This window comes from Neisseria subflava (genome assembly GCF_003044935.1).
In the GTDB taxonomy this organism is placed as follows: Bacteria; Pseudomonadota; Gammaproteobacteria; order Burkholderiales; family Neisseriaceae; genus Neisseria; species Neisseria subflava_E.
Window position 1 is genome coordinate 103,384 of record NZ_POXP01000003.1, and the last position, 13,263, is coordinate 116,646.

Genomic DNA, 13,263 nt, shown 5'->3' on the forward strand with positions numbered 1-13,263 from the left:
TGAAAATGTTCAGACGGCCTTATTGTTTTGTTGCCAAACCAAGTCGCAGATATCGTCTTTAGGTACGAAGCCTGTCGGTGCGCGCAGCAGAAGCTGGCGCAGGCTGTTTTGGTCGCTTTGGAGACAAGCGGTTTGGAGTTCCGACAGTATGTCAGATAATTGCGTCCATGGAAGCATTACTTCACTGGCGGTCATAATACGGGGATGAGTGGTTTTTTGCACCTCGTCGCCGATGAGCAGTTCTTCATAAAGTTTCTCACCCGGGCGCAGGCCGGTAATCTTGATTTCGATGTCGCCGTGCGGGTGTTGCTCGTCTTTGACTTTGAGACCGCTGAGGACAATCATTTGACGGGCAAGGTCGATGATTTTGACAGATTCGCCCATGTCGAGGACGAATACGTCGCCGCCTTTACCCATTGCGCCGGCTTGGATAACCAGTTGCGCCGCTTCGGGAATGGTCATGAAGTAGCGGGTAATGTCTTGGTGGGTCAGGGTAATCGGGCCACCTTCGGCAATTTGTTTTTCAAATACCGGGACAACGGAGCCGGACGAACCCAATACATTGCCGAAACGCACCATGCAGAAGCGTGTTTTTTGTTCTGGCTCGGCGGCAAGCGCTTGCAGGCAGAGTTCGGCCATGCGTTTGCTGGCGCCCATGGTGTTGGTCGGACGGACGGCTTTGTCGGTGGAAATCAAAACAAAGGTGGAAACGCCAGCATCTACGGCAGCCTGCGCGCAGCAGAGTGTGCCGAACACGTTGTTTTGAATGCCTTCGATGGTGTTGAACTCTACCATAGGGACGTGTTTGTAGGCTGCGGCATGGTAGACGGTGTCGACGTGATAGGCTTGCATAATGCTGCTGAGGCGGTCTTTGTTTTGAACCGAACCCAAAAGCGGTACGACTTCGACTTGGCTGCCTTGCGCGGCTTGGGTTTCGCGCAATTCTTTGTCTATGCTGTATAGGGCAAATTCGGATAATTCAAACAACAGCAGTTTGGTCGGACGGCAGTTGAGAATCTGACGGCAAAGTTCGGAGCCGATAGAGCCGCCTGCGCCGGTCACCATCACGACTTTGTCGCTGATGTCGGCACTCATTAATTCAGGGCGCGGTGCCACAGGGGCGCGGCCGAGCAAATCGACCACAGAGATTTTTTTCAATGAGCTGACGTTGATTTTGCCGTCCACCAAATCTTTCATGCCCGGAATGGTCAGGACTTCGCATTTGTATGCTTCGAGGCGGCGGATGATGTCTTTGCGTTCTTCCGGCGTAGAACTTGGAATCGCCAGCAGAATTTTGCGTACGCCGTAGCGGCTGATCAGCATCGGGATTTCGTTGGGGTTGTAGACGGCAAGGTCATAGATGACGGTACGTTGGATTTTCGGGTTGTCATCGACAAAGGCGATGGCCGAGTATTCGTTAACCTGTTTGATGGCTTCCAACAACTGGCGGCCGGATTGGCCTGCACCGTAGATGATGACGGGGGTCATTTGTTTGCGGTGATGATCGGTCAGAATCGCACGCAGGATCATACGCGAGCTGGTCACGCCGACCACCAAGACCAAGAAATAGACGATGGGCAGGGCAAGGTGCAGTTTTTGCTCAAAAACCAGGGTGGTCAGGCAGAACAAGACCGCTGAAATAATGCTGCCGAATGCGGCGGCGGTCAGGACGCGGACGCTGACGAAGCGCGTAACGGCGCGGTAGAGGCCGATACGGATGAAAAGGATGATGGTCAGCAACGCAGTGCTGCCGAAAGCTAGCCAGTTGGCGATACTCAACCATTCGTCGGAGTATTGCACTTTGAGGCTTTGGGCAAACCAAAACGCCACGAATATCATCAAGATATCGTGAATGACGAAGAAGGTTTTTTTTAGATTGCGCGGCAGAGCCAGCAGGGTTTCCAAGTTCATTTTATTTTTTACGTGTGTCTGAGTGTTGTAATGTGGCTTGGTACGGATTGTTTGAAGCAGGCTGTTTTGCTTTTTTCAGACGGCCTGAAGTTGCAGGCCGTCTGAAAATGATTATGCCGTGGCTTCAGTCAATACGGCTTCTATGTTTTCTTTGCAGAACGCAATTTCTTCATCGGTCAGGGTTGGGTGCACCAAGAACATCAGGCTGGTGTCGCCCAACTCGACAGCGTTTTTCAAACGCTCTTTCGGACGCCAAGGCGTGTTGTCAAAGGCTTTTTCCAAATACACTTCGGAGCAACTGCCTTGATAGCATGGCACTTTGCGCGCGTTCAGTTCGTTGACGATGCGGTCGCGTGTCCAGCCTTCTTTCAGGTGTTCGGGTTTGACGAAAACGTAGAACTTGTATTGCGCGTGTTCGATGTAGTCGGCCACTTCAACCAAACGGATGCTGGCAAATTTGCCCAAGCTTTCAGCCAGTTTGGCAGCGTGCGCTTGACGGCGGGCAGTCCATTCAGGCATGCGTTTGAGCTGGATGCGGCCGATGACCGCCTGCATTTCCATCATGCGCCAGTTGGTGCCGAAGCTTTCGTGCAACCAGCGGAAACCGGGTGCGTGTTCGCGGTGGTACACGGCATCGTAGCTTTTGCCGTGGTCTTTGTACGACCACATTTTGCTCCACAGCTCTTTGTCGTTGGTAGTAACCATGCCGCCTTCGCCGCCGGTGGTCATGACTTTGTCTTGGCAGAACGACCAAGCACCGACGTGACCGATAGAGCCGACGGATTTGCCTTTGTATTTCGCACCGTGCGCTTGGGCGCAGTCTTCGATAACCCACAAGTTATGTTCTTTTGCCAAAGCCATGATGTCGTCCATTTCGGCAGGCATACCGGCAAGGTGAACCACGATGATGGCTTTGGTGTTTGGCGTCAAAGCGGCTTTGATGGTTTCGGCGCTGATGTTTTGGCTGTTCAAATCGACATCGGCAAACACCGGATTTGCGCCGGCGGTCACGATGCAGGACGCTGAAGCCAAGAAAGTACGCGAAGTGACAATCACATCATCGCCTTGGCCGATACCCATTGCTTTGAGGGCTACGTCCAAAGCCAACGTACCGTTGGAAAGGGCGACGGCGTATTGCGTGCCGACAAAGGCGGCAAATTCTTTTTCAAATTCGCGACATTCCGTACCTGTCCAGTAGTTGACTTTGTTGGACAGCAGGACTTTGGAAACGGCATCGGCTTCTTCTTGAGTAAAGCTTGGCCATGGGGAGAGTGATGTATTAAGCATTTGTTTTTCCTGCGAAAAGACTGGTTGAGCCTTTGGGGGCGATTTCTTCCAGCAGTTGGCGATTGATCAGGGTGTATTTCTGACCGTTGATTTCGACGTATGCGCCGTCGTAAGGAGGGAACCAGAAGGCGCGGATTTTCTTCTCGATATTGTCGCCGTCGTGGATTTGCTTCATGGCTTCCATCTCGTCGCGGCTGACGTAGCGGCCACCAATGTTTGGCGTGGTTGGCAATTTGGTTTTCGACTCGATGGCGCGGGTGATGATGCGTCGTGCGAAATCTTCCAATGCCTGCATGGTTTTGCGTTCGAGCGATTGGGCGGTTTCTGTTTCGGCGTCGATAGGGAAACGGTCCACTTCGATAATTTCACCGGTATCGATGGAAGCGTCGACGTAGTGGGCAGTATTGCCCCATTCGTTCAGCTCGTCCATGATGGCCAGGTTGTAGCCGCCCGTGCCTTTGTATTCGGGCAACAGCGCAGGGTGGAAGTTGATCGTGCCTAAAGTCGGAATGCTCAGGAATTCATCACGCAGCTTGCGCCAGTAAAGGACGGACAAGCCCAAATCGTATTTCAGACGGCCTTCTCGCATTGCTTCCAAAGCCGTATCGAAGGTGTACAGGGGCAAGCCCAATTCCTGCGCGGCGGCCGTAGTCGGCGAGCCTTGCAGATGGCTGTCGGTCAAGACACCGATGATTTCGATATGGTCTTGTTTGGTCAAAAAACGAAGCAGGTTGGCGGAAACCTGTTTACGACCCATAAATAAGATTTTCATGGAGAAATGTCCCTTATGCATTTGCTTTTTCGGTGGCGGAAGTTGTCAGTGTAGTCAGTTCTTCCAGGGTGTTTATCCAAAGGGTGGGCTGGTATTCACGACCGTATTGCTCGGGCTCGGCTTGATGAATATTGTGCGGCTTAGGCATAATGCCTATGGAGAGCCAACCCAGTTTGTTGGGTGCGACAAAATCTTTTTTGATGTTGTCGCCGATGTAGATGAAACGTTTTGCAGCCGGATATTTGTTTTGCAGGAAGACAAAACGCTTATCGTCGGGTTTTTCCGATTGCATGGCTTCTGAAATCAAAATGTCGTCAAACAAATCGGTCAACCCCAAGGCCTGTATTTTCAAACGCTGTGTCAGACTGCGGCCGTCTGTAATCAGGGCGCATGCGGCAAAAGGGCGCATCAGCTTCCGTAAAAAAGACGGTTCGACATAAGGTCGGATAACAGGCCTATGTAGTCGATATTGCCACAAGAGTGATTGTTTCTCTGATTCGTTTAATTTGCAATGATGACACAAATTGTCGAGCCAGTCTTTACTTTTATTGTCGGCAATTTCATATAGTACGCCGGCATTGTATTGCGGATAAAGCGACGTAATCATCTCTACAACTGCCCGTATTCCGGAGCATTTGTAGTCATGTTCGGAGTAAAGCGTATCGTCAAGGTCAAAAACGATGACGGATTCTTCCGGCTTAATCATGTTCTCTTACCAAAACCTTAGCATCATAACGAAGCATGATTAAATTGTTTTCCCAGTCGTCGGAGAAGGGAATGTCTTGGCCGCCGATGTATTCTTGAATCAGCCAGCCCGGATAGTTGCCGCCTGCGGCGTAGGTCAGTGGGAAACCGCCGCCGAAACGCGGGTTGATTTCCACGCCGTAGGTCGTATTGTCGGTTTTGCTGACGAAGAACTGCGCGGTAATGCAGCCGCGTGCGCCTTCCAATACGGTCATTTTTTCAACCAACTCTTCATACAGGGCATTGCGCCGGGTCGCGCCTTTGCTGACTTCGCCGGTACGCACTTCCAAACGTTCGCGAGGAATGGCGCATTTCAGACGGCCTTGACGGTCGTAATACATATCGACGGTGAACTCGGAAAAAGCATTTTCAATATCGATGTATTGGGCGAACATCATTTTCGGATCTTCGGCAATGTCGGCGGTCAGATCGGCCGGTGTGTTGATTTTTTTCGCACCGATGGCGCGGCTGCCGTCGTAAGGCTTGGCAAAACACGGGAAGGCCAGGCTGTCCCGTTCGTAAATTTCAGGCGAACGGATGCCGTATTGTGCAAACAGGCCTGCGGTCAGGCGCTTGTCGCGGCACAGGGTAATCAGTTTGGCGTCGGAAATGACGATGTGTATTCCTTCGGCTTCAAAACGGTCGCGTGCTTCGGCCAGCTTGAGCAGTTCGGTATCGATGGTCGGCACAATCAGGCCGATGTTGTGTTGTTTGGCCAGTTCGAAAATGCTGTCGATGTATTCGGCTGCGTCGATGCGCGGTACGCTGAAAGCGCGGTCGGCGACATGACAGGCTGAAGACATGTGGGGATTGAGGTCGGTGGCAAATACGCCGATGCCGTCTGAAAAACGTGCGGCTTCGGTTTGGAAGTCCTGCACCAATTCGACGCGGCGGCCTGCCGACAGAATCAGTATGTTATTTTTTTTCATCAGTTTTATTACCCGTGAAATAAGGCATAGTGGCTTCTCCTTCGGCTGAGATGCCTTCTTTGACGAAGACTTTTTTAACCGTCAGGAACAAAATTTTAATATCCAGCCAGAAGCTGAAGTGGTCGATGTACCAAACATCGTGGGCGAACTTTTCGTCCCATGAAATAGCGTTGCGGCCATTGACTTGCGCCCAACCGGTCACGCCCGGTTTCATTTCGTGGCGGCGGTTTTGGAAGTCGTTGTACAACGGCAGGTAGTGCATCAGCAGCGGACGAGGGCCAACCAAACTCATCTCGCCTTTTAAGACATTCCATAATTCAGGAAGTTCGTCCAAGCTGGTGGCACGTAATTTTTTGCCGAAATCGGTCAGGCGTTCGCTGTCCGGTAACGGGTTGCCGTCTTTATCGATTGCATCGCGCATGGAGCGGAATTTAATCATTTTAAACGGCTTGCCGTCTTTACCCGGCCGCTCTTGGATGAAGAACACGGGCGAGCCTAAGTTTTTGCGGATGAGGTACACCAAAATCAAAAACACAGGCGACAGGATAATCAGCCCAGAGGCGGAGGCAACAATGTCAAACAGGCGTTTGAAAAATTTATTCATGAGCTAATCTTTCAATCAGGTTGACGATTTTTTGATAGGCAACGTCGCGCTTGAAGCGGCGGACGATTTCTTCGGACTGAACAGGATCGTCTTTGCGCTTCAAAATATCTTTGGCGGCTTTAACGAAGCTGTCCACATCGCCGGAACGGTAGTTCGCATGCGGCAGCAGGGTAAGGACTTCGGCAACTTCGTCGTTGACCTGGCTGTTCAGAATCGGTTTTTGCAAAGCCATATAGTCGGAAAGTTTGTTGGTAATCGACTGCATGGCGTAAGAGTGGATGGCGTTGACGGAAATGTCGCAGCCTTTGGCGACCGACATCATTTCGGCGTAAGGAATGTAGCCGTAAAACTTGATGCCGTCGCAGGCATATTGTTTGAGCCTGTCTAAATCGGGGCCGCCGCCCATGATGTGCAACTCGACGTTTTCGCCGGCATCCAACAGCTTGCGAACGCCTTTGCACACGGTTTCCACGTCATAGCTGTAACTGAGCGTGCCCAAGTAGAAAAAGCGGATTTTGTCGTCGCCGAAATTTTTGGCAGGCGCGGCATCGAGTTTCGGAAAATCCGCGCCGATATAGACGACTTCGCCGGGTACATTCGGATTGGCTTCTTTGGCACGGTCGAGATAAGTCTGTGATACGGCAACCAGCGCGTCGGCGTAGCGGTAGGCTTGGTTGGCGCGTGAAGCAAAGGGCAGCAGGTTATGCGGTACTTTTTTCAAAAACGGTACGACCGAGGAGAAGGACTCCGGCCATACGTCCTGCACATCGACAATCAGCTTGTAGCCCAAACGCGCTTTGTGTTTGCCCAAGAGCAGGTTGGTGGCAATCAGCGGATAGGCGGAAAAGACGACGTCTTGTTCGCCCGGACGGCAGTTTTCCAACCATTTTTCAAAATGTTTGACGAAGCGGTGATGGCTGGTTACGCGCCTTAAAGACACGTTTTTGCTGTACCCGCTTTCTTCCAACAACATCACTTTCAGACGGCCTTGTGAGGCGGCCTCGGCATCTTCGGGCCGTCTGAAAGATTTGTCGTAGTGCTTGAAGTTGCTGGTAATCAGCAACACGTCATGCGACTGCGACAACAGCTCGGCAAGATACCAGAAGCGGTTGAAATGCGGCTCGGACGGCAGCGAGCAATAAGGGGCGACGATGGTAATGTTCATGTTTCAGACGGCCTTACATTTCGTACGCAGCCATGGTGGTGCGGTAGATTTCGTCGTCGGAGCATAAAGTTTCGACGTGTTTGTGCAGGGCTTTGCCCATTTGACCGCGCAGCTCTGGATGCTTGATGAGTGTATCGACGGCTTCGATAAACGCTTCGTCATCGCCGAAAGGAATGCAGTAGCCGGTTTGGCCGGTGATGACCATTTCGGAAATGCCCGCCATGTTGTAGGTCACGACAGGTGTGTCGTAAAGGCCGGCTTCCAAAATATTGTTGCCGACGCCTGCACCGTGGTCGCCCACGCAATGCGGCGTGTTCACCAAAATATCGACTTCTTTGAAGTAGCCGGTCAAGTCGCGGACGCCGCCGAGGAAGGTAACTTTGTCTTCGATGCCCAAACGTTTGGCTTGGGCTTTGAGGTTGTCCATTTCTTCGCCGATGCCTGCAACGTTGAGGCGTACAGGCATACCGCGGTCAACCATTTTCTTCAAAATATCCAGCATTAAATGCACGGCGCGGACGGTGTCCAAACGGGAAAGCGTGCCCAGTTGGACATAGTCTTTGACTGTTTTTTCAGGAACGTAATCCGCTTTGTGCAGGGCGTTGTAAGTGTAGGTGATGCGGTTGGCAGGGAAACCGTAACGGATGAGTTTTTCGCGTTCGTGTTTGCAGTTGCCGATGATGTATACGCCCAGCTTGTCGAAAAGCTTGGCAATTTTCGGATAAGTTTCCGGATCAAGGCCGCGCGCGTGGTAGAACACTTTGGTTTTTGGTGAGGCAAACTTGGCCGCAATGGCGCAGGCCGGAACGATACGCGCCATTTGGCAGTGAATCACATCGGGTTTCTCTTTTTTCAGCAGTTTCATGTAGGCAAACATGCCTTTGATGTAACCCAAAAGACCGCCTTGGTAAAAATCAATCGGCTGCCAACGGATGCCCAATGCTTGCGCTTCCTGAATCAAAGGGCCGTCTGAAGAGGCCAATACGATATCGTGTCCGCGTTGTTTGAGCAGGCGGCCGAGGCGGAAAGTGGCGTTTTCAGTGCCACCGAGGCCGGACATGGAGGTAGTCAGGATGATTTTCATGATGGTTTCTTCGTATCGTATAGTGTTTCGTTGTATGCGTAAGCGGCCATATCTTTCAGCTTGGGCGCAACAAATACGCTGTAAATAAAAATCAGCAGGCAGGGCAGCCAGATAAACGGCATACGCAAAATGGTGGACGGAATAAAACCGGCCAGCAGGAAAATGCCCAAGGCAACCCAAGCCAAAACGCGCGATTTGCCGGTTACTGCGCGGTTTGAGGCGGTGTAGAGGAAATAACACGCCACAAAGGCAATAAAGCCGAGCAGGGAAATCATGCCGAAACCCAGATACAGCTCGATGATGAAGCTGTGCGGGTTTTCAAAGCCCAAGCTGCCGCTCAAATGGCCGCCGAAATATTCGCGGAAGTTTTTAGGGCCGTAGCCGGTCAGCAGCAGGGGCGGATTGTTCCAGAAGTAGTTGTAAATCTCCTGACGGTAGGACACGGAGTTGTCGCTGCCCAAGTCGTACAGGAAGAGGTACACGCGGCTGGAAAAGCGTTCCAAAAACTGGTTGCCGTTGAGCGACAGCAAAAATTCCGCAATCGCGCGTGACGGAATCATCGACAACACCAACGCCAGCAAACCTGCTACGCCGACCGTAATAAAACCGTTTTTGCGATAGGCCGTATAAACCAGCAAAATTAACAGGTAACAGCCGATGGCGGTACGCGATACGCTAGCGAAAATGGCCATGCCCAACAGCAGGAACAAGCCCCAGCCCAGCAGTTTTTCTTTGTGTTTCCGTCCTTGGAGTTGGAAGAAAAACAAAATGGCAGGCGCAAGGCAGACTGCGGTAGCGGCAAGGTTGTTCGGGTTAAAGAACAAGCCTTTGAGCGAGCCTTCATCAATAGCCAACTCATCGCTGGCACTCACAAACTGAATACCGGTGGCCAGCTCTGCAAACGGCGGCACGGCGATAAACAGCGTAAATACGACGAGGAACTTCTGAATCGTCCTCAAAGGGTCGTCGGCGCGCTTCAATACTTGGTAAAACAAGTAGAAGAAAGCCGGAACCGCCATAAAAAACAAAATATCCATGTACTGCGTCGGCGTCAGCGACGTAATGCCCATGTGGATGGCAGGCCAGATGCACATGGCAGTCAGGGCGCAGAGCATGGCAAAAATCTTGCGCGGAATATGCTTGCTTTCCAGAAAAAATACGACAAAACCAAGCAGTACAAATATCAGGGTCAGCGGGTTATCAATACGCGGTACGCCGACCTTAAAGGACAGCGCGGGCCCCAGCATATAGGCTGCGAGCATGATGTATAGGATGTAAGTGTATAAGTTCAGACGTTTTATTTTCATAGTCGTTCTGTTGTTATCGTAGAGACGTGAATCTCAGGTTGGCTATTTTGCCGAACGGTTTAATTTGGCTTTGATTTTTTCGGTCGCGGCAAATAGTGCGTGTTTGTATTTTAGGAACAGGAAACCCAGTCCGACTGCCCATGCCAGCGCAAACCAAATATAGTTGTCGCGTGTACCCAGCCAAGTGTAGGCAAGGCAGATTATCAGGCAGAGCGTTGAGTTGGTATAAATCTTCAGGCGCGGCAAAGGCTGCCACAGGCGTGAAGAGAATTCGGTTTTCAAGATGAAAAACAGCCAAAAAGCCGTTGCGCTGGCCATAGCTGCACCTTTTGCACCAAATTTCGGTACCAACAGATAGAGTAGGGCGGTATTGGCGATAAAGGCAACGATGTTGATGACAGTAATCAGCCAAGTCGAGCGGACGACGTTCAAACCGATGCCGCTGACTTCGGTCAGCGTGTAAAACAGGGGGAAGAGCATACACGAGAGCAGGATAAATTGAACCTGCGTGTATTTTTCCGGCAGTATCCAGGTCGCCATCGGCGAGAAAATCCCGATGAGGCAAATCATTGCGCTGATGAGGACGGTCATGGAAAGCGTGATGTCGCCGATTTTGTCCAGATTGTTTTTTTCTTCTACCCATTTGAACACCAAAGGCGCCCAAATGGTGGAGAACACGCTTTGGAAAATCAAGGCGACGGCGCCAAAGCTGACCGCCATCGAATAAATGCCCAACTCGTCCAAGCCAGAGATGTTTTTGAGGACAAAGCGGTCAATCGAAGTCAGGCCCCAATAGGCCAAGTTGCCGAATGCCAGCGGCAGGCCGTAGCGCAGGCCGTCCCGATGCAGCTCGGACGACCATTTCGCATGGGAAACGGCTTGCAGATCTCGGCGCAGTTGATAGATCAACAGTAAAACAGTCAGCACTTGGGCTGCGGTGTAGGCAAAAACCAGCGAAGTAGTATTGGCAGGCAAGCCGGAAGCAATCACGGCAAAAACCAACACCAAAATCAAGAATTTCGGCGCAAGCTGGCTGACGGAAAAAGCCAATGCCTGCTCTTTCATCCGCAAAATCAAGGCTAAAAAACGGATAATCAGCGTGGTGGCTAAGAAAATCAGGAAGAGAATCCCCAAATTCGCACTGGGGATGTCGAAAATGATTTCAGACGGCCATGATGCGTTTATCAGCAACACTAAAACCACAACCGCCACCGTCAGAATCAATGGCGATAAAAAAACGGATTTGAACAGCGCGGCCTTGTCTTTAACGGCGTAATAGTCGCGAATATAGGATTGGTCCAGCCCCAAGCCCAAGAGCAGAATGCTCAGTCCGGCAATGGTCTGCAAGAGTACGATACGGCCGATGTCTTCCGCAGGGAAGTACCATGAGATGAGCGGCAGGGAAAGCAGGCCGAAAGCGGCGCTTCCTATCGGGCCCAATGCGTAGCCGAGGATTTTTTTCGCGTTCATATTATTTGTTTTCAGACGGCCAGAAGTTCGAGCTGAGCGTTTTTCGTAAGAGATGCGTTGTTACCGTTGCCGGTTTGCCAAGGCCGTCTGAAAAACAAATGGCCTTGGGAAACCGGCCGCCGTCCCAGTCGGGGAAACCGGTGGCAGCCGGATGCGTCTGAAGCAAGATTATGCTTTGATGACTTTAGGATTTTTCACTGGGAATTTGCCGCGAGTATCGACAATCAGCTTGGCATGTTCGGTGATCATGTCATAGTCGAATTTGTCGTGATCGGTGGTCAGAACCACGCAGTCGTATTGAGCGACAGTTTCAGGGGTCAGCGCTTCGCTCTTCAGGTCGAAGTAGTGGTGGCCGGGGATATGTGGGAACTCTGGAACGTGCGGGTCAGAGTAGGAAACCACTGCGCCCAGTTTGTGCAGGCGGTCCATCACTTCCACAGACGGGCTTTCACGCATATCGTCCACGTTTTTCTTGTAGGCGATACCCAATACCAAGATTTTGCTGTCTTTGATAGAACGGTTGTGGTCATTCAAAGCCAGGCCGACTTTTTCGATAACGTAGTCGGGCATGTGGGAGTTCACTTCGCCAGCCAGCTCGATGAAACGGGTGTTTACACCGTATTCTCGTGCTTTCCAAGTCAGGTAGAACGGGTCGATAGGGATACAGTGGCCGCCCAATCCAGGGCCTGGATAATAAGCAACGAAGCCGAACGGTTTGGTTGCAGCGGCATTGATGACTTCGTGAATGTCGATGCCCATTTTGTCGGCAACGATTTTCATCTCGTTCACCAAGCCGATGTTTACGGCGCGGTGGATGTTTTCCAGAAGTTTGGTCAGCTCGGCAGCTTTGGTGGAGCTTACTGGAACAACTTTATCGATGGCAGGTTGGTACAGCGCAAGGCCGACTTCCAAACACGCTGGGGTATGGCCGCCGATGACTTTTGGAATGGTACGGGTTTCAAAGTTAGGGTTGCCCGGGTCTTCACGCTCAGGAGAGTAAACCAAGAATACGTCTTGACCGACTTTCAAGCCGCCTTCTTCCATGCGTGGCAGCAATTCTTCTTCGGTAGTACCGGGGTAGGTGGTGGATTCCAAAGACAGCACTTGACCGGCGCGCAGGTAAGGTTTTACCGCATCGGTAGTGTCGATCACAAAGCTCATGTCCGGCTCGCGGTATTTGTTCAGCGGAGTCGGTACGCACAAAATGACGGCTTCTACTTCGCCGATGCGGGAGAAGTCGGTCGTTGCTTCAAACAGGCTGTTGGAAGCAGCGGCAATTTTGTCGGAAGGGATATGCTCGATGTAGCTTTCGCCTTTATTGAGCTTGTCGACTTTGTTGGTGTCAATGTCGAAACCCAAAACTTGGTAACCGATGTCCACATAGCGCAACATCAGTGGTAAACCGACGTAGCCTAAGCCAACGATGCCGATTTTTGCGGTCTTATCGGCAAATTTTTGTATCGTAATGTTTTTCATGATGTCTTTCGTTTAATGAATGAGTAAATCGGGAGTGTTTGCCCGATGCCTGAGTTGTTTGCTGCAACCGCATAGCCATAGCCGGCTGCTGTATCGTGTGAAGCCTTAAAACCATACTTATAATTGCATTAGACAAAATCATAAGCACTTATCTGATTCGTCTCAATCAAAAAAGTTTAACGGTCGTTCAGACGGTCTCTATGGTATGGAAACGGTATTTTTGAATACTTAATTTTTAGAAATTACATTCAACCACATGTTTTGATTTTAGATATTGTTTTGTCAAATGTATGATTCATGAAATGAAACTACCGTTTATGCCGTTTAAAACCCTTCTAGAATAAAAATTTTTAATAAATTTTCGTGGCTTAACTTATCTTAATAATCCATTATTTCGTGATGAAAAAAAGGAAAATTTGTCGACAATCGGCTTGAGGATAGTTAACTTAAGTCAAAGTTTTAAATTGGAATACGCTAAAGTCATTATAATATATTGACGAAAAAATTACATTTA

At 50.7% G+C, this 13,263-nt stretch carries 11 protein-coding genes; all 11 read right to left on the reverse strand.

Annotation, left to right across the window (positions count from 1 at the left end):
- Positions 1 to 9: 9 nt before the first annotated feature.
- Positions 10 to 1,911 (reverse strand): polysaccharide biosynthesis protein, encoded by a 1,902-nt coding sequence (locus tag DBY95_RS08425; RefSeq protein WP_107724024.1) that lies wholly within the window; start codon positions 1,909 to 1,911, stop codon positions 10 to 12.
- 111 nt (positions 1,912 to 2,022) lie between these two features.
- Entirely contained in the window at positions 2,023 to 3,198 is a 1,176-nt protein-coding gene (locus DBY95_RS08430; protein WP_107724025.1) for a DegT/DnrJ/EryC1/StrS family aminotransferase, read from the reverse strand.
- Positions 3,191 to 3,970 (reverse strand): methionyl-tRNA formyltransferase, encoded by a 780-nt coding sequence (locus tag DBY95_RS08435; RefSeq protein ID WP_039862513.1) that lies wholly within the window; start codon positions 3,968 to 3,970, stop codon positions 3,191 to 3,193. The genes DBY95_RS08430 and DBY95_RS08435 overlap by 8 nt, the downstream gene beginning before the upstream one ends.
- A gap of 13 nt (positions 3,971 to 3,983) precedes the next feature.
- Positions 3,984 to 4,676: an HAD family hydrolase gene (locus DBY95_RS08440; RefSeq protein WP_107724026.1), complete on the reverse strand. Its 693-nt coding sequence runs from the start codon at positions 4,674 to 4,676 to the stop codon at positions 3,984 to 3,986.
- Positions 4,669 to 5,643 carry an ATP-grasp domain-containing protein gene (locus tag DBY95_RS08445; protein WP_107724027.1) on the reverse strand — a complete coding sequence of 325 codons (975 nt, stop codon included), beginning with the start codon at positions 5,641 to 5,643 and terminating at the stop codon, positions 4,669 to 4,671. The genes DBY95_RS08440 and DBY95_RS08445 overlap by 8 nt, the downstream gene beginning before the upstream one ends.
- The gene (locus DBY95_RS08450; RefSeq protein ID WP_036492790.1) at positions 5,630 to 6,247 is read right to left on the reverse strand and encodes a sugar transferase; all 618 of its coding nucleotides are present in this window, start codon (positions 6,245 to 6,247) and stop codon (positions 5,630 to 5,632) included. The genes DBY95_RS08445 and DBY95_RS08450 overlap by 14 nt, the downstream gene beginning before the upstream one ends.
- The gene (locus tag DBY95_RS08455) at positions 6,240 to 7,412 is read right to left on the reverse strand and encodes a glycosyltransferase (RefSeq protein WP_107724028.1); all 1,173 of its coding nucleotides are present in this window, start codon (positions 7,410 to 7,412) and stop codon (positions 6,240 to 6,242) included. The genes DBY95_RS08450 and DBY95_RS08455 overlap by 8 nt, the downstream gene beginning before the upstream one ends.
- A gap of 13 nt (positions 7,413 to 7,425) precedes the next feature.
- Complete coding sequence (locus DBY95_RS08460) at positions 7,426 to 8,496, reverse strand: glycosyltransferase family 4 protein (RefSeq protein ID WP_004520868.1); 1,071 nt, start codon at positions 8,494 to 8,496, stop codon at positions 7,426 to 7,428.
- Entirely contained in the window at positions 8,493 to 9,803 is a 1,311-nt protein-coding gene (locus DBY95_RS08465; RefSeq protein ID WP_049322610.1) for an O-antigen ligase family protein, read from the reverse strand. The genes DBY95_RS08460 and DBY95_RS08465 overlap by 4 nt, the downstream gene beginning before the upstream one ends.
- A gap of 42 nt (positions 9,804 to 9,845) precedes the next feature.
- Positions 9,846 to 11,273: an oligosaccharide flippase family protein gene (locus DBY95_RS08470; protein WP_107724029.1), complete on the reverse strand. Its 1,428-nt coding sequence runs from the start codon at positions 11,271 to 11,273 to the stop codon at positions 9,846 to 9,848.
- Between the two features lie 168 nt (positions 11,274 to 11,441).
- Positions 11,442 to 12,749: a nucleotide sugar dehydrogenase gene (locus DBY95_RS08475; protein WP_004520865.1), complete on the reverse strand. Its 1,308-nt coding sequence runs from the start codon at positions 12,747 to 12,749 to the stop codon at positions 11,442 to 11,444.
- Positions 12,750 to 13,263: the final 514 nt, after the last annotated feature.

Excerpts from the sequence above, each read along its gene's own strand:
- DBY95_RS08435 (WP_039862513.1), bottom strand. The coding sequence starts at position 3,970 with ATGAAAATCTTATTTATGGGTCGTAAACAGGTTTCCGCCAACCTGCTT.
- DBY95_RS08425 (WP_107724024.1), bottom strand. The coding sequence starts at position 1,911 with ATGAACTTGGAAACCCTGCTGGCTCTGCCGCGCAATCTAAAAAAAACC.
- DBY95_RS08460 (WP_004520868.1), bottom strand. The coding sequence starts at position 8,496 with ATGAAAATCATCCTGACTACCTCCATGTCCGGCCTCGGTGGCACTGAA.
- DBY95_RS08465 (WP_049322610.1), bottom strand. The coding sequence starts at position 9,803 with ATGAAAATAAAACGTCTGAACTTATACACTTACATCCTATACATCATG.
- DBY95_RS08455 (WP_107724028.1), bottom strand. The coding sequence starts at position 7,412 with ATGAACATTACCATCGTCGCCCCTTATTGCTCGCTGCCGTCCGAGCCG.
- DBY95_RS08450 (WP_036492790.1), bottom strand. The coding sequence starts at position 6,247 with ATGAATAAATTTTTCAAACGCCTGTTTGACATTGTTGCCTCCGCCTCT.
- DBY95_RS08475 (WP_004520865.1), bottom strand. The coding sequence starts at position 12,749 with ATGAAAAACATTACGATACAAAAATTTGCCGATAAGACCGCAAAAATC.
- DBY95_RS08430 (WP_107724025.1), bottom strand. The coding sequence starts at position 3,198 with ATGCTTAATACATCACTCTCCCCATGGCCAAGCTTTACTCAAGAAGAA.
- DBY95_RS08470 (WP_107724029.1), bottom strand. The coding sequence starts at position 11,273 with ATGAACGCGAAAAAAATCCTCGGCTACGCATTGGGCCCGATAGGAAGC.
- DBY95_RS08440 (WP_107724026.1), bottom strand. The coding sequence starts at position 4,676 with ATGATTAAGCCGGAAGAATCCGTCATCGTTTTTGACCTTGACGATACG.
- DBY95_RS08445 (WP_107724027.1), bottom strand. The coding sequence starts at position 5,643 with ATGAAAAAAAATAACATACTGATTCTGTCGGCAGGCCGCCGCGTCGAA.